The sequence below is a fragment of the Xanthomonas fragariae genome (assembly GCF_900183975.1).
GTDB classification, from domain to species: domain Bacteria; phylum Pseudomonadota; class Gammaproteobacteria; order Xanthomonadales; family Xanthomonadaceae; genus Xanthomonas; species Xanthomonas fragariae.
The window spans coordinates 1427885-1452788 of the sequence record NZ_LT853882.1 but is presented as its reverse complement, the minus strand read 5'-3'; the positions used below and the strand labels follow the sequence as shown (position 1 = coordinate 1452788).

At 62.0% G+C, this 24904-nt stretch carries 25 protein-coding genes and 2 other RNA genes; 16 read left to right on the top strand and 11 right to left on the bottom strand.

All coding sequences use genetic code 11. The features are described from left to right. Positions 1 to 564 precede the first annotated feature (564 nt). Positions 565 to 1371 carry a hypothetical protein gene (locus PD885_RS06700; RefSeq protein ID WP_231895770.1) on the top strand — a complete coding sequence of 269 codons (807 nt, stop codon included), beginning with the start codon at positions 565 to 567 and terminating at the stop codon, positions 1369 to 1371. Between the two features lie 4 nt (positions 1372 to 1375). Here PD885_RS06700 and PD885_RS06695 read toward each other — a convergent pair. After that, positions 1376 to 1452: non-coding RNA, sX9 sRNA (locus PD885_RS06695), on the bottom strand. On the opposite strand from PD885_RS06695, the gene PD885_RS06690 reads away from it, so the two are divergent. After that, positions 1436 to 1510: non-coding RNA, sX9 sRNA (locus PD885_RS06690), on the top strand. The genes PD885_RS06695 and PD885_RS06690 overlap by 17 nt on opposite strands. 158 nt (positions 1511 to 1668) lie before the next feature. On the opposite strand, the gene PD885_RS06685 is transcribed toward PD885_RS06690, so the two are convergent. Further along, a complete protein-coding gene (locus tag PD885_RS06685; RefSeq protein WP_342210755.1) occupies positions 1669 to 2151 on the bottom strand; it encodes a lytic transglycosylase domain-containing protein in 483 nt (160 codons plus the stop codon). Positions 2152 to 2486: 335 nt separating this feature from the next. Here PD885_RS06685 and xopA point away from each other — a divergent pair, with 335 nt between their 5' ends. Beyond that, the gene (xopA, locus tag PD885_RS06680; RefSeq protein ID WP_231895769.1) at positions 2487 to 2999 is read left to right on the top strand and encodes a XopA/Hpa1 family type III secretion system protein; all 513 of its coding nucleotides are present in this window, start codon (positions 2487 to 2489) and stop codon (positions 2997 to 2999) included. 77 nt (positions 3000 to 3076) lie between these two features. Here xopA and sctC read toward each other — a convergent pair whose 3' ends face one another. The 9 genes from sctC to PD885_RS06635 form a co-directional block, all read right to left on the bottom strand. Further along, positions 3077 to 4897 (bottom strand): type III secretion system outer membrane ring subunit SctC, encoded by a 1821-nt coding sequence (gene sctC, locus PD885_RS06675; protein ID WP_088056721.1) that lies wholly within the window; start codon positions 4895 to 4897, stop codon positions 3077 to 3079. Positions 4898 to 5074: 177 nt separating this feature from the next. Continuing rightward, on the bottom strand, positions 5075 to 5905 hold the full coding sequence (sctT, locus tag PD885_RS06670) for a type III secretion system export apparatus subunit SctT (RefSeq protein ID WP_002802899.1): 831 nt from the start codon (positions 5903 to 5905) through the stop codon (positions 5075 to 5077). Continuing rightward, entirely contained in the window at positions 5902 to 6411 is a 510-nt protein-coding gene (locus PD885_RS06665; protein ID WP_002802898.1) for a type III secretion protein HrpB7, read from the bottom strand. The genes sctT and PD885_RS06665 overlap by 4 nt, the downstream gene beginning before the upstream one ends. Continuing rightward, the gene (sctN, locus tag PD885_RS06660; protein ID WP_040762089.1) at positions 6404 to 7732 is read right to left on the bottom strand and encodes a type III secretion system ATPase SctN; all 1329 of its coding nucleotides are present in this window, start codon (positions 7730 to 7732) and stop codon (positions 6404 to 6406) included. The genes PD885_RS06665 and sctN overlap by 8 nt, the downstream gene beginning before the upstream one ends. Then, a complete protein-coding gene (gene sctL / locus PD885_RS06655) occupies positions 7722 to 8423 on the bottom strand; it encodes a type III secretion system stator protein SctL (protein WP_040762086.1) in 702 nt (233 codons plus the stop codon). The genes sctN and sctL overlap by 11 nt, the downstream gene beginning before the upstream one ends. Then, positions 8408 to 9037, bottom strand: coding sequence for a type III secretion protein HrpB4 (locus PD885_RS06650; protein ID WP_002802894.1), 630 nt, complete (start codon positions 9035 to 9037; stop codon positions 8408 to 8410). Before PD885_RS06650 ends, sctL begins: the two co-directional genes overlap by 16 nt. 9 nt (positions 9038 to 9046) lie before the next feature. Next, entirely contained in the window at positions 9047 to 9811 is a 765-nt protein-coding gene (gene sctJ / locus PD885_RS06645) for a type III secretion system inner membrane ring lipoprotein SctJ (protein WP_002802893.1), read from the bottom strand. A 1-nt stretch (position 9812) separates the two neighbouring features. Further along, positions 9813 to 10205 (bottom strand): type III secretion protein HrpB2, encoded by a 393-nt coding sequence (locus tag PD885_RS06640; RefSeq protein WP_002802891.1) that lies wholly within the window; start codon positions 10203 to 10205, stop codon positions 9813 to 9815. A gap of 37 nt (positions 10206 to 10242) precedes the next feature. Further along, positions 10243 to 10698, bottom strand: a complete 456-nt coding sequence (locus tag PD885_RS06635) for an HrpB1 family type III secretion system apparatus protein (RefSeq protein ID WP_002802889.1) — start codon at positions 10696 to 10698, stop codon at positions 10243 to 10245. Between the two features lie 217 nt (positions 10699 to 10915). Between PD885_RS06635 and sctU the strand changes: the two genes are divergently transcribed. The 13 genes from sctU to xopZ all read left to right on the top strand — a co-directional run bounded on the left by sctU (position 10916) and on the right by xopZ (position 24887). Next, positions 10916 to 11989, top strand: coding sequence for a type III secretion system export apparatus subunit SctU (gene sctU, locus PD885_RS06630; protein ID WP_002802886.1), 1074 nt, complete (start codon positions 10916 to 10918; stop codon positions 11987 to 11989). An 8-nt stretch (positions 11990 to 11997) separates the two neighbouring features. After that, on the top strand, positions 11998 to 13920 hold the full coding sequence (locus PD885_RS06625; protein ID WP_088056720.1) for an FHIPEP family type III secretion protein: 1923 nt from the start codon (positions 11998 to 12000) through the stop codon (positions 13918 to 13920). Beyond that, positions 13920 to 14555 (top strand): type III secretion system protein SctP, encoded by a 636-nt coding sequence (gene sctP / locus PD885_RS06620; RefSeq protein ID WP_002802884.1) that lies wholly within the window; start codon positions 13920 to 13922, stop codon positions 14553 to 14555. Before PD885_RS06625 ends, sctP begins: the two co-directional genes overlap by 1 nt. 93 nt (positions 14556 to 14648) lie before the next feature. Then, complete coding sequence (sctQ, locus tag PD885_RS06615; RefSeq protein ID WP_052032089.1) at positions 14649 to 15602, top strand: type III secretion system cytoplasmic ring protein SctQ; 954 nt, start codon at positions 14649 to 14651, stop codon at positions 15600 to 15602. Beyond that, positions 15589 to 16233 carry a type III secretion system export apparatus subunit SctR gene (sctR, locus tag PD885_RS06610; protein ID WP_002802879.1) on the top strand — a complete coding sequence of 215 codons (645 nt, stop codon included), beginning with the start codon at positions 15589 to 15591 and terminating at the stop codon, positions 16231 to 16233. Before sctQ ends, sctR begins: the two co-directional genes overlap by 14 nt. Before the next feature lie 4 nt (positions 16234 to 16237). Further along, on the top strand, positions 16238 to 16498 hold the full coding sequence (sctS, locus tag PD885_RS06605) for a type III secretion system export apparatus subunit SctS (protein ID WP_002802878.1): 261 nt from the start codon (positions 16238 to 16240) through the stop codon (positions 16496 to 16498). Then, positions 16495 to 17304 carry a hypothetical protein gene (locus tag PD885_RS06600; protein WP_002802869.1) on the top strand — a complete coding sequence of 270 codons (810 nt, stop codon included), beginning with the start codon at positions 16495 to 16497 and terminating at the stop codon, positions 17302 to 17304. The genes sctS and PD885_RS06600 overlap by 4 nt, the downstream gene beginning before the upstream one ends. Beyond that, a complete protein-coding gene (hrpD5, locus tag PD885_RS06595; RefSeq protein ID WP_002802868.1) occupies positions 17301 to 18236 on the top strand; it encodes an HrpD5 family protein in 936 nt (311 codons plus the stop codon). The genes PD885_RS06600 and hrpD5 overlap by 4 nt, the downstream gene beginning before the upstream one ends. 22 nt (positions 18237 to 18258) lie before the next feature. Continuing rightward, positions 18259 to 18501, top strand: coding sequence for an HrpD6 family protein (gene hrpD6 / locus PD885_RS06590; protein WP_002802867.1), 243 nt, complete (start codon positions 18259 to 18261; stop codon positions 18499 to 18501). A 76-nt stretch (positions 18502 to 18577) separates the two neighbouring features. Then, positions 18578 to 18850, top strand: coding sequence for a hypothetical protein (locus tag PD885_RS06585; protein WP_002802866.1), 273 nt, complete (start codon positions 18578 to 18580; stop codon positions 18848 to 18850). A gap of 70 nt (positions 18851 to 18920) precedes the next feature. Beyond that, positions 18921 to 19391, top strand: coding sequence for a CesT family type III secretion system chaperone (locus tag PD885_RS06580; RefSeq protein ID WP_002802863.1), 471 nt, complete (start codon positions 18921 to 18923; stop codon positions 19389 to 19391). A gap of 262 nt (positions 19392 to 19653) precedes the next feature. Further along, a complete protein-coding gene (locus PD885_RS06575) occupies positions 19654 to 20667 on the top strand; it encodes a pectate lyase (RefSeq protein ID WP_172404525.1) in 1014 nt (337 codons plus the stop codon). 257 nt (positions 20668 to 20924) lie between these two features. Then, entirely contained in the window at positions 20925 to 24887 is a 3963-nt protein-coding gene (xopZ, locus tag PD885_RS06570) for a XopZ family type III secretion system effector (RefSeq protein WP_002802861.1), read from the top strand. Positions 24888 to 24904 lie beyond the last annotated feature (17 nt).

Sequence of the window (24904 nt, the reverse complement as noted above, 5' to 3'; positions counted from 1 at the left end):
CCTCGGGCGCGTCGATACTGCACAGCGAACATAGCGACAGCGAGTCCTTCCAGAGCGCCAGAAACTTCCTGGAACCGTTGGACACGCCTCCCATCCTTCACGAACACCCTATCCCGCCCACCCCGCAAGCGCACACACCTGCACTTGCGGCAGCAACAGCAGCAACGACACCCGTCAAGCGCCTGGGAACGCTGGCCGCATCGATCGGAACCGGAGCGGCGCGTGGCGTGCGCACTGCGCTTGGACCAACCGCCACAGCGGTGGCGGCAGCTGCGCGTGGCTTGCGCCTGATCAGTTTCGACACGCAATACCTGGGTGCGGCGCTGGAGCATCTGGTCCACCAGACTACCGCCGTGGGACCGACCACATTCGCGCGCGAGTTTGCTTGGCGAAGGATTGTTTGCCGCTCTCCGTCAGCTTCCACCCGAAGCGGTCGTCGCCATACAGGCAGTGTCGGGCACATTGCAGATGGCGCTGCATACGCTGTGAAGCAACGGCGAGAACCGCAATCCCGACGCGGCTGCGCGAGGCTTCCACAATCTCAGTCGCGAACAGTGGGATGCGTTGTCCGACGACGAACGCAATCACAAGAAAGCCGAACAGAAACAGTATTCGGACCTGGTCACGAGGCTCGCGCTGGGCGGCATCCTGAGCAACATCATCGTGGGTGGGGTCGGCAGGACATCGGGCCAACCAGAGATAGCCGCCAGACTGCTGGTCACCGATCTGAAGATCGGAGCCTATACCGCAGCGCGCGACACCATCCAGGCGACCTTCCGCATGTTAGGAATGCGCGGCTCCACCAATGGCGGCATCAGCGATCCGCGCATCACCAGCGCCGGAAGGTTCTATGGCATGGTCAACGTACTGACAAACCTGGCAGCCCATGAGCTGGCATCGCCGGACTTTGCGGGGGCCGGGCAACGCTGGGCCAGCCTGCACTCTTCTTTCACCAAAGACCAAGCAGCGACCGATGTGATCTTGCGTCAATCAGCGGTGATCACTGCATTGAATGTCGGCATAGAAACGCTGGATTGGCTCAACGTTACTCAGCACGAAGCCGACGAGGCTGGGACACAGCAATTTTGGGACCCTGCATTGAAGGGCAAGCGCGAGGACTACGAGCGGGTCATGGATCAGTCGATCGCACAGACCGCTTCACTCAACTCAAATATCGCACTCGGGACCGCCATCAACATGATTGGTGCGTGGCTGGGGTTGTCGCCCACACGCAGCGCGTTGCTCTCCAATACGGTATCCGGCGTTGTCGCCGGCATGCAATACAAGACCATCGGCGCCACCTGGCAGGCCAAGGCTGTAGTACGCGAAGCCGAAGCGCGACACCGCACGCCTTCTTCGCAGAGCGAGTAAGAGTGGCTAACAAAACGTAGCGAGCAGTCCGCCAAGTGGGTGGGGACGGCGCGGCGGAAACGCAGTGTACGAGCGGTACATGCCGATTCCGAGCACCGGCCGCGCCAGCCTGACGATTGCTCGCTACGTGTTATCAGTCTGGCTAAGCGCCGCAAGCGCGGCGACCAACCCACACGGTGTTAGCGTCGCGTGCGGCTATTGCCGGTCATCGCGCTGCCGGCGCGAGCACTTTGTACTACGCATTGTGTATCGCAGTTTGTGCATTGCGGGCTATGCATGACACACGCTGCTGCTGCGTCATTCGACGACCACGCCACGCTTGATCAGAATTCCGTGAATGGCACGCGCATATTTTTCGCGCTCCGCAGGCGTTTCGGAATGATAGGCGCCCACGGCGGCCCAGGTATTGCCGTATTTATTGGTCATCTCACGCAGCCGCCAGGCGGCCACATACACGCTGACGCAAGGCTGCATCAACGCGTCACTGGAAATGCCGTAACTGGAAAGACGCCGCAGGTGGATCGAGTTGATCTGCATCTTTCCATAGTCAATGGTGCCGTTGTTGTTGCGATGGATTGCGTCGGCACGGCCGCGTGATTCCTGCCACGCAATGGCGCGTAAAACCCACGGATTGACATGTTGATAGCCGGCGGCTTCTTCAAAGCAGTCTGCGCGTGCGAGCGGCGCAGCGCACAGCAAGGCCACCGCAATCAACCCGCGTCGGCGAGGGGCGGCATTGTGCTGGGGATCGCGCGCGCGCCACCATTCGCCTGCCCGCATCATTCTGGAAAATGTGGCCCACCGCTGTGGACGCCAAAGACCTGCGGCTTGCATAGACGGACACGTCGCCAGCGCATCGGTAGCTATCATATCTGTTACCTAATCGTTATTGATTCAGCAAGGTAAGCGGCGTGGCACGCAGCACCCGGTCGTCCAACGACCGCTCGATTGCCAAACTATAACCGTGCTCTTTACACGCATGGACAAAGCGAACGAAACGCCTACGACGCAAACGAAATCACGAGGCGCGTCGCTGCAACACCGCGATTTTTGCAGGGCCCCAGGCATTTCTTGCAATCAAGTTCGCAAGTAAAAGCGTGCTTTCGCATCCTGGCATGCGCACCGGCGTTGTCTCTTCTACTTTGCAGTCGGGGGTGGCAAAACGCCCCCGCTCCGACTTTGCCGATGCAGCTTACCGGCAATCCGATATGTATTCATTTCAACTACATGAGACGGGAATCACCATGGACTCATCTATCGGAAATAAATTTTCGAATGTCAGCAACTTTCAGACGAATGGCATCGGGCCGCAGCAATCCGAAACCAACAATCAGAACCCCTCTTCGGCTGGCTCCGAGCAGCAACTGGATCAGTTCCTCAGCATGTTAATCATGTTGCTGATGCAGCAGAGCCAGGGCAGCGATCAGGGCAGCGACGCGAGTCAGGGCTCTGGAAACAACGGAGGACAGCAGACCGGGCAGCAGGGCGGCACCGGTGGTGGTTTGTCGGCGTTGACGCAGATGCTGATGGGGATTATTACTCAGCTGCTGCAGGGTCAAAACGGCGGCAACGGCGGTTTTGGCAGCAGTTTCAATTCTAACCTGTCTACCGGCACCGGCCAAGCTTGATCGACCGAAGCATTCAAGTTGCCGCGACCTGCGGCAGCTTGAATGTTTTAACAGTTGTTTTGCGCCCGGAGCGTTGCTCAGGGCGAGACGATATGCGGCGTTAGCAAGAACAACCGCTGCAGCCGCGACCCGCTCTTCTGGCGATGCTTGAACAGGTTGCCAAGCAGCGGAATCTTGGACAGGCCGGGCACCTTGTTCAGATCCGTCTGATCGGTGTCGGAAGCATAACCGGCAATCAGCAGACTCTGGCCTTCGTTGACGAACGCCTGCGTGGTGATTTCGCTGGAAGTGATGACGGGAATGCCGTCGACTGTATCGGTGCCCAACTGCCCGTCTTCGATACGCACATCTAGCCGCATCTGTCCGTTTGGCGACCCCGGCACCACACTCGGCAATACGCGCAGCGACACGCCTGCAGACAGGTTGTAGAGGTCTGCGGACGCATAACCGCTGACACGCACGAATGCCTGTTGCTTGTGATCCATCACCGCTTCCACGTTGTCCAGCGTCGCAACCTGCGGGGTGGACACGATCTTGGCCTTATTGGTCTGCTCGAGCGCCGACACACGTGTCATTAGGTAACGACCAGCGTCCCCCAGAACAGCCGTAAACGTACCTCCCAACGGAGCGGTGGCACCTGCAGCAGCCGCACCGCTCAGCACGCCGTCATAACCCAGCTGATCGCCACGCCCGTCGCCGGTCTGCACATCCACACGCCGGCTGTGGAAACGCCAGTCGACGCCGAGATCCTGCATAGCGCCATCGCGGATCTCGATGATGGTAGCATCGATCTGCAGCAGCTTGGGGCGGTTGTCGAGCTGCTGGATCAAACTGGTGTAGGCGGCCATCCGCTCCGGGCGGTCACGAATGAGGATGGCGTTGGTGCGGGGGTCGGCTTCGATCACCGGCGCGTCGGACGCCAGCTCGCCGCCGCTGCCTGCGTCCACTGTCAGCGGAGCATCGCGGCGGGCCTGGCTCATCTCCGGCCACACGCTGGCCGGCGCATTGGTGCCACTGCCCGGCAAAGGCGGACTGACCGGAGCCCGATCGGACGGCGCTCCACCGCCGAACCACGACGCAGGCAACCCAAGGATGCCGCTGCTGCCGCCACCGCCACTCGGGCCTTGAGCAGCGTTGCCGAAGGTATTGGACGAGCCACCGCCGACCGGTTGGACTCGCCCGAAATTAGCACCCGGCCCGGGCAGCGCCGCAGTTGACGCGCCACGCACGCCGTAAATGCTGCGCAACAAGCTGGCCATGCCCGGGACCTGGAGGTCCTGCCCACCGATGCGGGTGGTGTGGTCGGCCGCCTGCGCATAATGCAGCTGAAACACCTGCACTTCGGTAGCGTCGCGTTGGCGCGCGCCCTGCTCGACCTGCTTGGCGATCGCTGTGACGGTATCCACATAGCCCGGCGGGCCGGACACCACCGCCACGTGCGCAGCCTCGTCGTAGCGGATCGGAAAACGCGGATCTTCCAGCCGCATGCGCGCAAGCGCATCGCGCAACGCACTCGTCGATGCGGCGCCTAAACTCAAGGTCGCATTTTTGGACTCGTTCGCGCCCCAGATTCTGAGCACGGCACCGTCGTAGTACCAGACGAAACCGAATGTTCCAGATAAATCGTCAAGAAATCTCTGCGGCGTGGCCTCAAACTTGCCACTGAGCGTGCCAGTCACCTCCGGTGAAATCCAGGTGGTGATGGATTGGCTGGCGGACAGATCGCGCAGCACTTCCTTGAGATCCTTGTGGTCGGCGACATATTTAAAGGTGCGCGAGTGCCACGGCACCGGCGCGGCATTGGCGTGCGACGGCAGCATCTGCAGCAGGCTAAGCAGCAAGGCAGCGCCCAAGGGCGCGCGTCGATGGTGGTGAATTGGAGAACAGGCGTATGCCATTGCATTCCCTCTGCGAGGCAGTGAAAGAAAATAGATGGGCCGGCGCCTGGAATGCAGGCGCCGGCCGGGGGATTGCGCGCCGGATGGTGCCGAGCTGCGAACCACAGCGTTAGGCAGCACATCCGAGCTCATGCGATCAGTGTAGGCACCGCAAGGCTGTTGATGTCTCAACAAAGATCAATGCGATGCGCCTCCCTTGCCGCCGGCGTTTGCGGCATCGTACAACTGCTGCTGAAAGTGGAGGAAGCTGAGTGCTTCACCGGACTGTGCAATAAAAACACTGGTGAGCAAGGTAAGCAGCAGCAGCGCCAGCACACCACGGATCGGTTGACTCAGATTCGAGGGTTCCAACTTCTCGGCTGCGCGTGCCACAAAGCCGATGGCCAAGTCCACCAGCACCAGCACCAGCATCACTGGCGCGGACAGTTTGACGATTGCGGCCATCATGCCGTCGGTCTGCTGGACGACGAAGGACTCTGCGACCGCTCCCATGTCCGGGGCGGGCTGGCTAAGCGGCCACCAGCGAAACGATTCGAACAGCGCGCCAAGCAACATCAGCATGCCGCCCAGCGCGTAGAAGGTCACGATCGCCAACTGCGTCAACACTGTGGAGACTGGCGTACTCTGCTCACCGCTCAGCGGATTGGTCATCTGGACATTGTTGTAACCGGCCACATCGTCGATCAGCAGGCCCACGCTTTCGGCAACCCAGAACACCGTCGATGCGGCAAACCCGATCAGCAGGCCGATGAAGGCTTCCTTAAACACCAGACCGACCAGGCCGGCTGCTTCGATCCTGGCCAGCGCATCGGCCGGTTGTCCATACGCGATGAACGAACTCAGCACATAGATCACGCCGTTGCGCGCCATTCCGGGAAGACTGTCCTGCGCCGTTGCCGGCAGCACGGAGAACATCACGAAGACGCGCACCCCGCACAGCGCCAGCAGTGTGAGCAGCGACACGCCTTGCGATGAAAGCGCTAGCAGGGCCTTGGCGGTATCGTTCATTGCCCCATTCCGCGCGCAGCACGGTGCAAGCGCCGCGAGACCAACGCTTCGATCGCGTCTTCTTCCTCCGCCGCTTCGCGTTGTGCTTGCCAGGCACGGCGAGCACTGGCAGCTTTTTCTGCATACACATCCGCCTGCGCCTGCAACTTGCTCAATGTTTGTTGCACAGATGCGGCCTCATCGCGTGCGCTCTGCAACGACTGCCCGGCCATCGCTAGCGCTTGCTCTGCAGCACGGCAGCGCTCGTCCAGCACTGCGCGAAAGCCTTGGTGCTGCAGGATCGCGTCGATGCCGATCGGATCACCCACGCCGGCCTTGTCGACTAGCGCAGCATCAAACGCGGCCAGACGCGTGGTGCAGGCGTCGGCCTCTTGACTGCAACTGGCGAGCTCGCGGTCGCACTGCTCCACCGCACGCTTGCATTCGCCCAGACGGTCCTGCAAACGCTGGCAGCGCCGCGTCTTCAATTGCTGCAAGGTCGTCCATGTGCTGGCACGCTCACGCATCGTCGATCACGCAGGCAAGCTGTTCCAGAGTGGTTTCATAGTCGCTGAGCTGATCGGTGGACTGGCTGAGGAAATCGCGAATCGCATCGATCCTGGCGATCGCCTCGTCGGCGACCGCATCGCTGCCCTCGCGGTATTCACCTACCTGCAGCAAAGTCTCCACCTCATTATGCTTGGCCAGCAAACGCCGCAGCTGGCCGGCATACTCGCGTTGCTGGGGAGACACGATCTGGCTCATCACCCGGCTCAGGCTTCCGAGCACGTCGATTGCGGGGTACTGGTTTTTGGCGGCGATCTCGCGCGAAAGAATCAGATGCCCGTCCAGGATGCCGCGCACTTCTTCGGCGATCGGATCGCTGCCGGTGTCGTCTTCGGCCAGCACGGTGTAAAACGCGGTGATCGAGCCCGTCTCGCCCATCCCGGCACGTTCCAGCAGTCGTGGCAACTCGGCAAACACCGACGGCGGAAAGCCGCGACGTGTGGGTGGCTCGCCGGCGGCCAGGCCGATCTCGCGCTGTGCGCGGGCAAAGCGCGTCAGCGAGTCCATCATCAGCAGAACGCGCATACCCTGGTCGCGAAAATACTCGGCGATGGCGGTGCCGACATAGGCGGCCTTGGCGCGTTCAATGGATGAACGATCCGAAGTCGCGCACACCACCACACTGCGCGCCAGACCGTCTTCGCCAAGAATCATCTCGATGAACTCGCGCACTTCGCGCCCGCGCTCGCCGATCAGTACGATCACGTTGACGTCGCACTGCGTGCCGCGCGCGAACATCCCCATCAAGGTGCTCTTGCCGACGCCGGCTGCGGCGAAGATGCCCATACGCTGGCCTTCGCCCAGCGTCATCAAGCCGTCGACGATGCGCACGCCGGTCGGCATGGGCTGTTCGATCAGCCGCCGACGCATCGGATCGGGCGCCTGCGCCTGGATCTGTACCCAGCCGTCGCAGACGACCGGACCCTGCCCGTCCGCCGACTCGCCCAGGCCATCGAGCACGCGTCCCAGCAACCCAGATCCGACCGGCACGGCCAACGGCCGCCCCAGTCCGACCACGCGCGTCTCGCGCGACAACCCGAGCAGCTCGCCAAACGGTGCCAGCAAGGCGAGATTACGACTGAAGCCCACCACCTCGGCTCGCTGCAACAGCGTGCCATCGCGCTGGCGCAACTCGCACACCTCGCCCAGGCTGACCTGTACACCGGCGACCTTGAGCATGGTACCGATCACTTCGACGACCTTGCCGTAACGACGCCCAAAGGCGAGCGTGGCCAATTCGCGCTCGAGCGTCGTCTCCAGTCGCGGCATCTCAGAAAGCATCCGGCACCGCCTGCGGCGTGGTCAGGACGCGGCGAATGACTCGCCGGATGCTACGCAGCTGATCGCGCAGATCGGCCTCGAACACGCCGGTATCCCATTCGCACACGCAAGCGCCCAAGGCCAGACTGGCGTCGCCACACAGTTCCACCGGCATGGCCCAGCCCGCGTCAGCGGCTGCCGCATCGAAGGCGCGTCGGGCGTCGTCCACCGCATCGGGATGCACGCTCACCCGCAAGGCTTTCGCCTCGTCCAGGGCACCGTCCAGGGCTTGTGCGGCGCGCGCGTACAGCGCAGCGGGATCGTGCCCGTGGACGACCTGTTCGCAGGCGCGCGCCACGATCTCGGCCAAGCGCTCGCGTGCGCGCTGCGCGGCGGCATCGGTTGCAAAGGAATGGCGCACGCCACGCTCGTTCCATTCATCGAGCTGACGACGCAGCCCGGCTGCATAGCCCAAGCGTGCGCTGCGCTCCGCCTTGCCCTGAGCGGTTTTGAGGATCGCCTCGGCCTGCTGTTGCGCGTCGTCGAGCATGGCCCGTGCACGCGCCTGAGCATCCGTCAGCGTCTGCGCGCAACGCGCCTGCACCTCCATAGTTGCTGCATCCATTGCCAGCACCGAGGCAAGTGCCTCGCGTGGGATGACGTCGCAGTCCAGGCCAACTGCTTCAGGTGTGGACCTCAGCCAAACGCGCATGGCAGCTCCGGCAACAGATTGGGAAGCGCATGCAGGAACGCATCGCTTGCGCCATCTGCTGCGATAGGTGCCACTCGGGCAGCGCCCAACGGCAAACACAACTCCACCACCTTGGCGACGCAGGGGTCGGGCCAGGCACCATCGGCCGCCAATCGACGCCAGCCATCGCCGATCCATGCTGCCTGACTCGCATCCCGCGGCAACAGCGGCTCTGTCATGCCGGTGACTGCACGATGGCGCAAATACTCAAGCACCGCCGGCCCCACGCGCTGCTCGAACCAGTCCAGGCGCTCGCGTTCGATGCAGCGGCGCATCGCCAGTGCGCGCGAAAACAGCGCGCGGCTCATCAGCACCTTGGCGAACAACTCGGGCGCCAGCACGACCAGCCGGTTGGCCAGCGGATCGAGCGCAGACAACTTCATGCTCGACCATCCCGACCAGACCTGGATCACACGCAAACGACGCTGCGCAGACGCCTGTTCCCAGCCCATCGATGCGATCGGACCAAGCCAATGCGCCACCCGGTCGGCATCTAGCGATTGCGCCAAGGCAGCCACGGTCGCCGTCCATCGTTGAATCCACATCGCTGCGTTGTCGATCCGTACGTTCTCCATCCGCCGATCTCACTCAGCATCTTTTCTGGTCAGCTCGCGCAGTCGCTGCCAGCCGCCCCAGCGGCGCGCATCGGCCGTCGGCCACCAATACAGCGCTGCCGCACCAACCGCTACGCACAGCGCCAGCGCGCATCCGGCCAGCCATGGCCATGCCCAGGCGCGCGGAGGGGCCGATGCAGATAATTGCGCATCGCTCTCCATACCGCCTGGCACCAGCGTGACACTGACATTTTCATAGGTCAGCCCTTCCACGCTGTGCATCACCAGCGTCTTGATGCTGGGCACCAGGCTGGTCAGATCGCTGCCGACGCGAAACTTGATGAACACCGCAGCGCTAGCAGGTTTGACCGATGTCGCTAGCGGGTCGTTGTTGGGAAGCACGATCTCCACATCGGAAGCGATCACGCCATCGATATTCGACAAGGTATGCGATAACTGCTGCGACACGCCATAGATGAACCGCACGCGTTCTTCGGTGGGTGTGGAGATCAGGCCGTCCTTCTTGAACATCTCACCGAGATTGGCGTGGCGCTCACGTGGCATGCCATGGGCGCGCAGCACGTCCAACGAATAAGACACCTGATCGTGCGGCGCGTTGATCGCCCAGGTTTTGCCGTCGTCGGGGGTGACCTTTTCCGCATCCACACCGGCATGCAAGAGCACTGCCAACATATCGTCCGCATCGTTCTCGGTCAGTCCCGAATACAGCTGCTGACCGCAGGCAGACAGCAACATTGCAAGCACCAGCACCAGCAGAAACCTGAGCCTTCGCATGCTATTGGTTCTTGAACAGCGTCTGCACAGCGCTCTTGCCCGACTGCGCCACACCGACACTGACATTGAGGTTGAAGCCGACCATAGTCAGCTCGTTCATCAGCTTCATTTGTTGCGACACCATTTCCTCCATCCCCATGGTCGGCGCCCGCATGCTGAATGCATCGACATGCTCATTCATGGTCCGCACCCCATTGTTCTGCACGTCGACCAGCCGACTCAACATGCTCGGTTCTCCCACACGCTGCATAGTAGGCGGCAGCGGGCTGGACGACTGCATCAGCGCCTGGAAACGGTTGACCAGCGTCTGGTTCGGCGCCGCCATCGGCGACACCGCCTGCGTGGAAAGACTAGTACTGGCAGTGATCGGTGCAACAGGAGGAACGAGCGTCATGACATGCTCCGCAGGCTGGGTGGGGTCTGGGTTTGGCTCAGGCGCGCAGATACTGTGCGCTGGGAACTTCCATAGGCGCGGCGGATTCGACCGACGATTCAAGCTGTCCGGGTGTTGGGGTGTAGCGTCCTGAGAGCGCTTTGACCAAGCTAACCGCGTCGGCGTCGGCGTCCTCTTCGATCACACTCTCTACAACGCCGTGCCACGACGGGTCGCCCAGCGCAAACAAGCAACAAGCGTACAAGGCCTTGCACAAAGGCTTGGAGCCCGCATCGCCTTCAAGTTCACGCAACAAGCGCGCTCCCTCCAGATAACTGCCGCGCTTGATCGCAATCCAGGCATCAAAAGTATCAAGCGCCTTCAGCTCTGGCCGCAGCACCCGCACTGCGGCCAGCACCGCTGCGCCCTCTTCGAGTTTTTCGTGCGTAAGCCCTACCGTGATCAGTTCGATCAGCCCATTCACAACTTCACTAGGACATTCAATCTTTTCCATACCGCACCTCTCGTCATTCAATGGCTGTGGACAGCATGCATGCACAACGCTACGCGTCCACGCAAACGAGAACGTTTCAGAAGCGAACATCCTAACACCATCGCGAACAAACGCATCCGTCTTCGCACACCCATGCACAGATTCGCCTTGGAGGCAGATCGTCTGGCGGCAGGTCAGCCACACTTCAAAGCGCAGTAACAGCGGCCGGAGATCGTCAATGTCGGATGAGAAGACCGAGAAACCGACCGAAAAAAAACTAGAGGATGCGCGCAAGGACGGGGAAATGGCGATCAGCCCGGACGTCACTGCCGCTGCGGTGTTGCTAGCCACACTGTTGGTGATGAAACTGGCGGGCAGCTACTTGGTCGAGCACTTGCGCGCACTGATGTTGATCGGTTTCGATATCAATACCAATACGCGCGATGCCACCGCCTTGAACCGCGCACTCGGCCGCATCGGCATCCAGGGACTGTGGCTGACGCTGCCCTTCTTAGCCGCCTGCCTGGTAGCCGGATTGATCGGAACGTTCCTACAAACCGGGCTGAATTTCTCTCTCAAACCGGTCACGCCCAAGTTCGATTCGCTCAATCCCGTAAACGGCGTCAAGAAGCTTTTTTCGTTAAGAAGTTTGATCGATCTGCTCAAACTGGGCGTCAAGGCTCTCTTGATCGGCGTGGTGCTGTGGTACGGCATTCGCGCGCTGATGCCGATGATCATAGGCCTTGCCTATGAGCCGACGCCTGACATCGCCCAGATCGGCTGGCGTACGCTGGGCACGCTGTGCGCCCTGGCGGTGCTGGTGTTTGTACTGGTCGGCGCAGCAGATTGGAGTTTGCAGTACTGGCTGTTCATTCGTGAAAAACGCATGAGCAAAGACGAGCAGAAGCGCGAACACAAGGAAAGCGAAGGCGATCCGGACGTGAAGGAAAAGCGCAAGGAGTTCGGCAAGGAATTGGTCTTCGGCGACCCGCGCGAGCGCGTCGCCAAGGCCAAGGTCATGGTGGTCAACCCGACCCATTACGCGGTCGCACTCGCCTACGAGCCGGACGGCTTCGGCTTGCCGCAGGTGATCGCCAAGGGCGTAGACGACGGTGCGTTAGAGCTGCGTGCATTTGCCGAAAAACATTGCATTCCGATCATTGCGAATCCACCGCTGGCGCGTGCACTGCATCAGGTCGATCTGGGCGACGCTATCCCCGAATCGCTATTCGAAACGGTTGCGGTGGTGTTGCGCTGGGTCGATGAACTGGGCCGGGACAACAACGAGGGCAGCGGTCCGCTGCCCTGCTAGGAGATGGCATGCGATTGACACGGTATTTCGCGTACAGCGGTGAAGTGGCGATCGCCGCCCTGGTAGTGGCCGTCATCGGCTTGATGATCCTGCCGCTGCCCACCCCGCTCATTGATACGCTGCTGGGCATCAACATCACCCTGAGTGTGGTGCTGCTGATGGTCACGATGTATGTACCCGACTCGATCTCGCTGTCGTCATTTCCCTCGTTGCTGCTGTTCACCACGCTGCTGCGGCTGTCGTTGAACATCGCATCGACAAAATCGATCCTGCTGCATGCCGAGGCCGGGCACATCATCGAGAGCTTCGGCGAGCTGGTGGTAGGCGGCAATCTGGTGGTGGGCCTGGTGGTGTTTCTGATCATCACCACCGTTCAGTTTATCGTGATCGCCAAGGGCTCCGAGCGCGTTGCGGAAGTCGGCGCGCGCTTCACTCTGGATGCGATGCCCGGCAAGCAGATGAGTATCGACGCGGACCTGCGCGGCGGCAATCTGACCGCAGATGAAGCACGCCGCAAGCGGGCGCGGCTGGCCATCGAAAGTCAGCTGCACGGCGGCATGGATGGCGCAATGAAATTCGTCAAGGGCGATGCGATCGCCGGCCTGGTAATCACCATGGTGAACATCCTGGCCGGCATTGTGGTGGGTGTGACCTACCACGGCATGAGCGCGGGCGAGGCCGCCAACCGCTTCGCGATCCTATCGGTGGGCGATGCGATGGTGTCGCAGATCGCCTCGCTGCTGATCTCGGTGGCGGCCGGCGTCATGATCACCCGCGTCGCCAACGAGAACGAAACCAAGATCAGCTCGCTCGGGCTCGACATCGGCCGGCAGCTCACCAGCAATGCCCGCGCCTTGTTGGCAGCCAGCGTGCTGCTAGCCTGTTTTGCGTTCGTGCCAGGGTTTCCCGCGCTGCTGTTCCTGCTGTTGGCGGCGGCAGTGGGAGCAGGCGGCTATGCGATCTGGCGCAAGCAACGCGACATCAGCGGGACCGATCAGCCCACGCTGCCATCGACAAGCCGCAAAGGCGCGAAGGGCGATGCGCCGCATATCCGCAAGAGCGCACCGGATTTCGCCTCGCCCTTGTCGATACGCCTGTCACCGCAACTGGCTGCACGACTCGACCCGGTATTGCTTGATCAGGCGATAGAGAGCGAGCGCCAACAGTTGGTCGAACTGTTGGGCCTACCGTTTCCGGGCATCGCAATCTGGCAGAGCGAGGCCCTGCAGGGCATGCAATACGAAGTCCTGATCCACGACGTCCCGGAGACTCGCAGCGAGTTGAGCGATACAGCCGACATGCAAAAAGCACTGGCCCAACAGGCCATCGCGCCACTGCGTGCACGCGCGCATCTGTTCGTCGGCATTCAGGAGACGCAGTGGATGCTGGAACAGGTGGGCGCGGATTATCCAGGACTGGTTGCAGAGGTCAACAAGGCCATGCCGGCCCAGCGTATCGCCGATGTATTGCGGCGGCTACTGGAAGAACGTATCCCGGTGCGCAACATCAAAAGCATCCTGGAGAGTTTAGTGGTGTGGGGCCCAAAGGAAAAAGATCTGCTGATGCTGACTGAGTATGTCCGCTGCGATCTCAGCCGATATCTTGCGCACACCGCGACCGCAGGCACAGGACGGCTGCCTGCGGTGATGCTGGACCACGCGGTGGAGCAGTTGATCCGTCAGTCGATTCGCGCCACCCCGGCCGGCAATTTCCTGGCATTGCCACCGGAGCAGGCCAATCAGCTCGTCGAGCAGGTGGAACGCATCGTCGAAGATCAGGCACGGCATCCACTGGCAGTGGTCGCATCGATGGACGTGCGTCGTTATGTGCGCCGCATGATTGAGGCGAGACTGGATTGGCTGGAGGTCTACTCGTTCCAAGAATTGGGCGCAGATGTCCAGCTGCAGCCGATTGGTAGAGTGATCGCCTGATGAGCAAGCCGCCCGTCCGCCACGTGCGCATCCTGCCAAGTGCCGGTGTACCACTGCAGCCATATGCGCCAGCAACACCGGTGCGCGTGAAGCAACGTGTCAGCTTCATGCAACTGCGCCGACGCCTGAGCAGCGCGCAGCTTGCGTTGCCGGACGCGCCGTTGTCTAAAGACTGCGACGACGATTCGCCGGTGCCCGAAGCATCGGACGCTGCCAGCGACGGGCACGGCCCTGCGCCACTGCCAAGTGCACTATCCTGTCTGGATGACGGAAATCGCCGACAGATCGCCCGAGGCGACGACAGCGATGCGCTGGGTCGACACATCGCCACCGAGTGGATCCGCACCCAACGCGCGCAGATGGCCATCGGCCAAATCGCGCTGCGGGTGGCCGAGTTTTGCAACGCCACGCCGGTGCGCGGCGCAGGCATGTGGGAGGCGTGGCTGGACATCAACCACGACATCCTTGAGCAGACCACGCTGTTCTTGCGACTTTCGCCAGACCACCTATCGCTTCGCTTCAACAGCAGCTCGCCCGACGCGCGCAAGGTACTTTGTGATGGAAAGCAACGTTTGGATACCGCACTCAAGGCCGCGCTCAGCGACACTCTCCAGGTCAGCATCGAGGTCGTCTAGTGCCGCAAATACGGCAAAACAGCTATAACGAGGTATCCCGTGTCGTCAACCGAGCCGAGCCTAGCTGCACCGGCACGCGACCTTTCGCAGGCGCTGCCCCACGTGCCTGCCGCGCGCGCGCAGCTCGGCAGGTTGCTCTGCGATCCGCGTACCGCACGCCGCTGTGGCTTCACCTCGCAACTCCGCGGCATCGAGGCTACGGACGCGGCGTTCCTGAAGCTACAATTCGATAGCGGCCACCTGGATCTGCGGATCGCCGCACGCGACGGCTTGGCGCTGCTTTTGAACGAAGCCGACGACGCGCTGCGCGTCTCGATTGCCGGGGTGCTGCTGAGCGATTACCTGAACGCTTTCGCACCGCTCGGACTGGGCGATGCCGAGGTCGTCGCCTTCGAGCGCTGTGAGGACACAGTCCAATCCCTCGGTATCGGCATCACGCTGGGCAATATCGACGCGATCGCAGAGACCGCCAGCCCATCCCTGCTTGCCGCGCTGCAAACGGCTAACGCCGAGCTGGCGGCGCCATCGCCACTGCCTGCCTGGTTGGCCGCACTCCGGGTGAAAACCCGCCTACGCATCGGCAAGCGCACTGCATCGGCTGCGCTGCTGCAATCGCTGCGGCCGGGCGATGTATTGCTGCACGGCATTGCCTCAGCTCCCGTGCGCAGCGGCCAACTACTCTGGGGCATGCCGGGAGGCGCGGTGTTGCGCGCTCCGGTGCGCCTGAACCTGCGACAGATGATCCTGGAGACCACCCCCACCATGCATCACGATACGTCAGAGCACGACGCCTCGCCGTCCACCACCGAGGTGGCAGCATTGGAACTGCCTGTGCAACTGGAAGTGGACCAGCTTGCGCTGACGCTCTCGGTCCTGTCGGGTTTACAGCCCGGACAGATCCTCGAGCTGTCGGTCCCGGTGGATCAGGCGGACATCCGCCTGGTCGTCTATGGCCAGACCATCGGGATCGGCAGGCTGCTGGCAGTAGGCGAGCATCTTGGAGTGCAGATCCTGAGCATGTCGGAGAACCCGCATGCAGACGCCTGATGTCGGCTCGCTGCTGCTGGTGGTCCTCATGCTGGGGTTGCTGCCCTTCGCCGCGATGGTGGTCACCTCTTACACCAAGATCGTGGTCGTGCTCGGCTTGCTGCGCAATGCCATCGGTGTACAGCAAGTGCCGCCGAACATGGTGCTCAACGGCGTCGCGTTGCTGGTGTCGTGCTTTGTGATGGCACCGGTAGGCATGGAGGCGTTCAAGGCTGCACAGAATTACAGCGCCGGTGCCGACAACAGCCGCGTGGTGGTGCTGCTCGACGCTTGCCGCGAGCCGTTTCGGCAGTTCCTGCTAAAGCACACCCGAGAGCGCGAAAAAGCCTTTTTCATCCGCTCTGCGCAGCAGATCTGGCCCAAGGACAAGGCCGACACGCTCAAGCCGGACGATCTTCTCGTACTGGCTCCGGCATTCACGCTCAGCGAGCTGACCGAGGCGTTCCGGATCGGATTTCTGCTGTATCTGGTTTTCATCGTGATCGATCTGGTGGTGGCCAATGCGTTGATGGCGATGGGTCTTTCGCAGGTGACGCCAACCAATGTGGCCATTCCGTTCAAACTGCTGTTGTTCGTGGCGCTGGATGGCTGGTCCATGCTGATCCACGGCCTGGTTTTGAGCTATCGGTGACGCCATGGACCATGACGATTTAGTGCGATTCACCTCCGAAGCCTTGTTGCTGTGCCTCAAGGTGTCGTTGCCGGTGGTCGGCGTCGCCGCGCTGGCCGGGCTGTTGATTGCCTTCATCCAGGCAGTGATGTCGCTGCAGGATGCATCGATTTCGTTCGCGCTTAAGCTGGTGGTGGTGGTGGCTGCCATTGCGGTCACCGCGCCTTGGGGCGCCTCGGCAATCATGCAGTTTGGTCAGGCGCTGATGCAGGCGGCCTTTCCATGATTCGCCGGATTTCGCGCGGCGGTGTGCCGACGTCGGTTCCGACCGAGCACGCCTCATCGAACAACCACGCCGACGCGCCGCATGCTGGCCTGCAGCAGCTCGAAGACAAGGCACAGCATGGACCGCGTCTACGCCCCGCTCCGCCACGGCGGCGGCGACGCGGCATGCGGGCGCTGGATGGCCTGGACGACGCACTCGACTCCACCGAACTGGAAGAAGCCGAGGCGGCCCGCGTCGCGGCGCTGCGCGGCCGTGTCAAAATCGCAGTCGATCCGTCACAGGGTCATAGCCAGGACAATCAGCACGGGGATGGCGGAAACTCGCATGCCGGCAATCCGCAGGCGCGGAAGTGGCCAATCACCGCCCCGGTGCAATTGGACGACAGCGTACGTGCGAGCGTCGAAGGAGTTCTCAACCGCTACGCGGCGACGCGTGCCGCCGACCAGACCGCCACGCGACGCGCCTTTGCCGTTGCGCTTGTCGAGTTGCGTGCAATCGGCATCGCCCATCCGGCCGCTGCTTCGCTGACCGCCCTGATCTGGAGGTTAATGCGCGACCACCTGCGGTCGGGAAGCGCGCCCGCATCTGCCGAAACCTTGAACGCGTTACGGGAGCGTCTAGTGAATCTGGTGCCGCCGCAACCGGATGCGTCGCCAGCGCTGCGCAGTTTCCATTTGCTGCTGCCGTTGGTGCTACTCAACGCGGAAAAACCGCGCAAACGCCTTGATCGCGCACGTGCCGTCAAGCGTTTGGACACACTACTGATTGAATACCAAGATGGAACCGCTCAGGGGATTCGCGCATGACCATGCAACTTCGCATGCTGACGGGTATACATGCCGGCGCACGATTAGATTTGCAGCCAGGGAGTTACGCGCTGGGCACCGATCCGCAAGCTGATATCCGGATCGAAGACTGGCCTGGTTGCTCGCTCATCATCGAGGTGGATGCAGATGGTCAAGTTCGTTATCACAGCGACGCGTTGCCAACGACACCTTTTGTTGCGCTGCATCCAGTGCGCTTTGGTCCGTTGGTGCTGTGTCTTGGCGACTCCGCGGCCGATTGGCCAGACGATGTGGCGCTGCTTGAGCGGCTGCTGTCCCCAGCTGCGACGCCGGCAACGCCTCCGCCACGCAAGTCCAAGCGCAAAGCAGTGCGTGCAGTGGTGGGCGCCATGCTAGCGCTATCCGTCGCAGCGCTGCTGCCCTCCATGCTACCGGCTTTTCTCTCCAATGCTGCACCCGCTCGAAGCCAGGACAACCAAGTCAATCAGGTCAGATCCGTGCTGAAACAGCTCGGCCTGCGGGAGGCGCGCGTGGAGCAGGTCGGCACGCGTGTGCGGGTTGAGGGCCTGGTAACAAGCAGTGCAGATGCGGCACGCCTGCGTGCGCAGCTGCATCGATATCAGCGGGGCGTCACGGTCGATGTGGCGGTGGTCGATGAGGTTCTGGCAACCCTGCGCGACACCTTGGCAGACCGCGATTTGAGCGTTAGCTACGATGGCCAGGGCATCTTTTCCATCGCCGGCAGCAGCGACAACGCAGAGCGTGCAATTCGACGGATCGCCGATTTACGCAGCGATCTAGGCCCAGAAATCCGTAAGCTGCACGTGGATGTTACCCAGCAAGACCCGTCCGTAAAACCGCCTGCAAATTACGACGCCGCCCTGCTCGTCGACGGACTGCATTACGTGGAGACACCGGACGGTACCAAGCACCTGACGTCAGGCACTAACTGAGTTAATTCATCGAGGATCTGTCATGTTTGAATCCATCACTGAAAGTATCGCCAAAGACATGAACGTTTTGATGAACGTCAAATCCGAGGATGCCAGCGGCGAACGCCTGGCAAAGATTGTCGATGCATTGGATAAAACAAAACAGCAGGTGCAAGGGCAGTGGATGGCTGCGACTGATGCCGCAGATCGCACCAAGCTTGCGACACTGCACGAAGGTTTCAATGCCGCCCATGCGATCGTCTCGCACATCGCAGCAGCTGCCTGACCAAATCCCCCTGCGCTTCAATCAAGCAGGGTTTTCTGCGCCACAGGCGCTTTTTCAGAAACGTAGGAGTAGAAAAATGAACGGCATAGAAGGCCTTAGCAGAGGTAAATCAGTTACGGATTTGTTTGTCAACGGGTTTAAGGACAAGATCGATAGTGGGTCGAGCAGCCTGACTCAGTCTCGCCAGCAAAGTCAGTTCCAAAATGATCTTGACGGCTCGGTCTCGATGCAGATTCAGAACAACGACCACATAACTGAAGAGATGAACAAATTGAACCTCGACATGGCTAAGTGCCAGGTAGTCAAAAAGATGGGTGAGAATGCGAAGAGCCTGACACAGGGCGGCTAACGCAGTTGGTTCATCACCTGCATAGGCCCGTCCAGACGGACGGGCCTATGCAACTGAAGGCGGTGCTGCCATGGCTTCGGTACGATTTGAAATCCTGGCGGCGGAATTATGCGATGTGCTTGGCCTGCCGGATGTGCAGGAGTTGCTCAAGCGCCGCACGATCGAGATAGACGGATTTGAGGTCTATCTGCATATGCCAGAGCCACAACCCGAAGACGAAGCGCAAGAAGAAGCACTGTACTTACGCATCTCCTACGGTCTGGCACCTGCGGGACGGACCTTGACAGTATTCCGGCTGTTGCTGGAGGCCAATCTTTCGGTATACGCGCAAGATCAGGCGCAGCTCGGATTGAACGATGCAGGCGTGATCGTTTTAATCGTGCGCGTTCCGCTGGACGACGACGTAGATGGGGCTTGGATCTGCGATCTACTCAGCCACTACGCCGAGCATGGCCGTTACTGGAACAACAATATCTTTATTGCACACGACGAAATGTTCGAAGGAATCGCGACAGGAAATTACTTATGGCTACGCGCGTGAGGCGATTTGGTTGGTGCGTCACGCCGATGGCGTCAGCGCGCCGAAGCATTTCGCGTTCGCTGCGTCGCACAACATTGCCACGGGCTGCAGCGTAGTTCCCCATCGGTGGAACTTCGCCCGCAATTCATCTTGCACCGCAATTCATCTTGCATAGGGACACTCGCCAATGAGTCTTGCCATATCCTCCAATAGCACTGCGAGCTTGCAGCCGTCCTCATTCTCCCCCTCGCAGCAACAGGCGTTGAGCACGCTGATCATGAGTATGTTGACGTTCTGCATACAACGCATGGTCAGCGACATGATGCAGGCAGCGAATCAATCGTCCAATGGCTTTCAGCCACCCAACGAAACCAGTCTGTCACCGTCGCCGTCGACGCCTACATCGAACCAGCCGTATTCCACCAACCCTGGCGGGCAATATGGCAACGGCAACGGCAACGGCCATAATGGCAATGGTGGTGGTGGCAATGGCAGCAGCTACTCGGGAACCGGCAACGGATCAACGACCACCAACCAGACTTACCCGACGACGAACTCGCAGACCAGCGGTAATCATGTGACGCCAAGCTCAACCGGCACGCAGGCGCCACTTCCTCCCGGCAAGGTCGTCACAGCGCCAGCTGGCATCCAGAACAAGCCCATCGTGGTGCATAAGGGCGAAGTTTTCGATGGTAAGGGTCAGACGTACATTGGCGGCCCCGGCTTGGGCGACGGCTCCCAGAACGAGCACCAGCAGCCGCTGTTCGTCGTCGAGGACGGAGGCAGCCTCTGCAATGTCCAAATGGATGGCGGCGGTGATGGCGTGCATTTCATGGGCAGCGGCAGGATGGTCAACTGTGTGAACAAGAATGTCAGCGAAGATGCCATCACCGTCAACGGGGCAGGCAACAACGCGCACGATTCGAAAATTGCCGGTTGCGGTGAGACTATCAACGGTCGCCCCAAGGTCGAGATTATCAATTGCACGTTCAACAACGCCTCGGACAAGGTGGTGCAGGACAACGGGTCTGCCGACGTGGTGATGTCGGGTGTCACCGTCAACGGCGCCGGCAAGGTTTTCCGTACCAACGGTGGACACGACGATATCGACTCGACCCTTGAGATCGAAAACTGCCAGTTCAATCAAATCAAGGAATCGGTGTTCCGCACCGACGCTCCCAACTCGACGGTGAAGATGTCAAACCTGACGACCGACGCCCCCGACGAGGTGATTGCTCCCAACGCGTCGCAGGCTGTCGGCGCCACACGCATCGGCTATAAGCCCTACACCGGCTGATCGCACCCTCCGCGGGCGCTAAGTCATGATCGCGCCCGGCAGATGCATTGCTGCATCGCATCTGCCGGGCGTGAGCGCTCAGTGGCGTTACTTATCACCTCACACCGACGCATCGGTATGCGGTGCCCCGCGCATCGCGCACTGCGTCAGCGGTGCGCAAACAGTTCTGCTGTGTGGACCCGGGTACTCGCGCTGTTCGGCTTTATGGTAGCGGCGAGCACAGCCGGATTTGGACAGCCACACACGAAATATCGACCTTGACCCGCATTCGCCCCTCCACCCTGACATTCGGGCTGCCTGGCAACATCCAAGGCACGGCGCACGCGGGCACGCCGTCGCCGCACAAGCAGGCCCATCACCGGTTGCATCAATTGGATGGGCCTGCGGCCGAGTCCGAAGCACGCGCTGCAGAATTGGATGTGGCTGCACAGGTGCACCGTTACACTGCGCCTGCCGCCGAAGCAGTACAGAACGCGTCTCAGCAGCGCAAGCCGAGCAAGCTGCGCGGCGTACGAAAGTCGTTGCAACGGCTCGCACAGTTCGCCGGCACGGCGGTCGGCATCACCCGACAGGCCACCCCCGACCATACGCGCCTGCTGCGCTACCAGGGCACGCCTGCGCAGACCGCTCCGAGCGCTCCGGTCGCTCAAGCAGAGCCCGGCGACTGGCACACACTCGCTCCGTTGCAGACAGCGACATTCTGCACCTCACAACAGGTAAGCGATGCCAAGATCGCCGTGCGCAAAGCGGCAGCGCTGGAGCGCTTGGTGCTGCTGCATATCGATCGTCTTGAACAAAACGCAGGCCTGCACGCCAAGCGCGCACCGCGCATGGCCGACCGTGCCAACGAAACCCGCAAACGCCAGCAGGTGGTGGCCACCTGGAAGGCGCTGCTGCGCACACACATCGACAGCTGCAGCAAGCGCCTTGCGCGCACCGAGCACCAGTTGCAGCAGCAACTGGACCAACTGACGGCCATGCCTGCAACTGTTGCAACTGATCGCCGACCGCGCTTGCGTGACCTGCTCAAGCACGAAGCCGAGATGGATCGCATCCGTGCGATGCACGAGCACGCTCGCCACCTGTCCGCCTTACGCGACAAACAACAGGCGTTCCTGCAGAGTCTGGAGGTGCGCGCCGCCAGCCTCGACACCACCCTGGAGCAGGCGCTGCAGTCTGCACACATCGTGGCTGGCGACTTGTTCGAGACCGCTGCGCACGCCGACGAGTTGCGCGCCCTGCTTCCGGGACTATCGAGTCTTAAGCAATCGCTGGAGCACGCGCTTGATACCGCAACTGCCGAAGATCAGCGCGCCAGCAAGTCGCTAAAGGCGGCGTCGGATGCGCTGATTGCCGCGCAGATCGAACAGACCGCACACAGTGCAACCGACGTCGCTGGTGCGAACGCATTGCGCAAGCGCTTGTCGACGTGGGCGGGTGGGCTCTCCACCACGCGTTTCGCAGAGCAGGCGGTGCCTGCTGCAGGGGTCGTGGCCATCGCGCTTGGCTCGCTGCGCTCGGCAGTGACCAATGTCCTCGGCGACAACCGCGACGACGCGCCGGCGCTGTTGCTTGCCACCTTCAACCATGTCCACCACAGCACATGGAGCGCGCTGATCCCGACCGATCCGGAACCGCCCGATGACCAGCCGGACGCGGCGACGGGTGAGCACCCCGGTATTCCCCGCGCGGCGATAGAGGCGGCGGCGACGCGCTGGCTGGAGACCCTGGCGCGCGTTCCGCGCGGTCGCCAGGTGCTTGGCCAGCTGGTCCGGGCACAGCACGAGCGTGCCGCCGATCCGAGCCGCCAGGACATTGCCCGCATTGCGTTGCGGGCCGACTCGCTGCTGCGCGCCACACCTATGGACGATACCGCCACGCGGAGCTGGTTGAGCGATGCGCGGCGCGCGGCGGGCAGCGCCCTGCACGCGGCTGACCCGGCGCACGCGTTACAGACTTGCAGCATCGACGAACGGGCGGCCTACCATGCGCTGCGCAACGGCTACGAGTCGCGTGCTCCCGATTCGGCATATGCGCGCGCAAACGCGCACCTGCACGCATTCGGCGAGGCGGTGCGTAATGCCACGTCCGCCCCCCCCGAGAGCGCTCATGCGGCCGCTCCCAATCCGCTGCATGCCTTGTCGGCGGGGCTGGAGGTCGCATCGGCCACCGCACTGCCGACACCGCGTCGACGTGCCAATCTGGCAATGGAACACGCCTCCGCTACGTTGATCGGCTACCTGGGCGCATTGCAGGCGGCCCGACCGCAAGGCTATGTTCCATCGCAGGTAGAGTTGAACTGGCAGGCCGCTGCCGAGCTGTTGCAGTGGGTCGATGAGGACGTTGACCGCAACCGCGTGGTCCTGGATACCGCCACCCTGACACGCATCGCTGAACGCGCCGCAGCGCTGCACGGCCACCATCATGCACAGGCATCCCAAACACCGGGCCGCGCGGTGGTGCAGGCAGCGCCACCGGAGGCATTGCAGCGTCCCTGGGAGCAGCTGCAGACCGGCCGCTGCACCGCGCCAGCGGCGTTCGATCTGCTGCGCACACACCTGCATGCCGAACAGGCAAAACAGGCAGAGCATTCGCAACAGAGCAATGACGCGCCACAGGCGGCGTTGTGGCTTGCACATGCGGATGACTGCCTCGCGCGTTTCGACGCGGCAGTCGACAAGACCTCGCAGTTGTTGAAGCAGACCAGTTCCGGTGCCCTCACCCACCCCGAGGCATTGTTGGATCTGCTGCGCGACATGCTGTCGCACCTGGAGTGGCGCGACCGTTGGCGGATGACCTGCCAACGCACCCGGGGGGCCAATCTCGCACCGCTTTCGGCGGCAGCTGCGATCGCGGGGTCCTCATTCGGCATGGGTGCGCGATTGATCGCCTCCTTGCAGTGCAATCGCGATGCCTCGCTGGAGTTCTACATGGGGCGTACCGGCCTGTATATGCAGATCGGTCGCCAATCCGCGACACAGCGCCAGCTCGGTGCGGGCCTGACCGTTGGCTACGGCATCGATGTGGGCAATAAACATACAGTGCCCAGCGTGTCGGCCGCTGCGGACTGGCGCTATCGGCGCGAGGTCGGCGTGGAAGACGGCCTGCAGATCCGCATTCCCCGGCTGAGCAAAGGCCGCGAGCCAGAGCTGCTGCAAGCGTTTTTAAGCATGCTGGAGCATCTGGTGCGACGCGCAACGCCCGATCATTCCGGAGAGGCGCCCGGCGCGGACTGGATGCATGCGTTGTTGGCCCAGCATCCTGAGGCCAGTGTCGGCTTGATCGACCAGGCGGCACGCGTGAACCAGGGAACCGAGTGCAGCGTGAGCGTCAGCGCTGGCCTGCGCGCAGGCCAAGCGCGCGGCCACCGTGCGGGCGTCTCGCTCGGGCTCGGCGTCAAATCGCGCCAAGACCTCAGCTGGACGTCGACGACCGTGGCCGGCTATATGACCTCGCAATATCGCGACGCCACTGCTGCCCGCCGAGTGGAAGCAACCGCACGCCTGACGGCCAGCGTGCAACTTGCGCTTGCGCAGCATCAACATGAGGGCGCATCGGTGACGCCTGCCGCCAGCACCACCGTCTCGGCACTCGAGGCCGGCTATGCGGCCGAAGTGAACACCGATGTGGCCACCGCGTTCTGCACTCTGTTCCAGTTCGGTGGTGAAATCGATCCGGTCCGAAGCGACCGCGCGACCGACTTTGCACAGTTTGCCCCGTTCGACCGCCTGGTACGCGCCCAGTGGGAGCGCTGGGTCGACTTCGGCTTGATCAGGATGGGCAAGGACGTCGACCAGACGTTGCAGCCTGTCCTGGCAGAACTGCAATTGGAGCATTTCATGCAGCAAGCCAAGCGCTTCGCCGATGGCAATGGGCTTGCCGCGCTGTTCGTCGACGAGGTGCTGCGTAGCGAGGTTGCGCCGGTGCTGGACTTGCATCGGGCGCTTGCAATGGTCGCGCAGGACACTGGGGACCAGGCATGTGCACTCGCCGAGCGCACTGCCTTCGACGCTTTGCTGCAGCAGCCGGCAGTGTGGGAGCCGACGTTGCTGCTGGTGCGCGAGAAAGCGAAACTGACCGAAGAACGTGGCGTGGACTTCATCATCAAGCGCCAGCGCAACCGCATCGCCGAAGCCATGCGCACGGTCGGTCAATGGCCGGCATACGAAGCGGTGCCGCGCGCCGCACCGGACCGCTCCACATCCACCGCACGCACGTGAGCCGCGGGCCAGGCTGG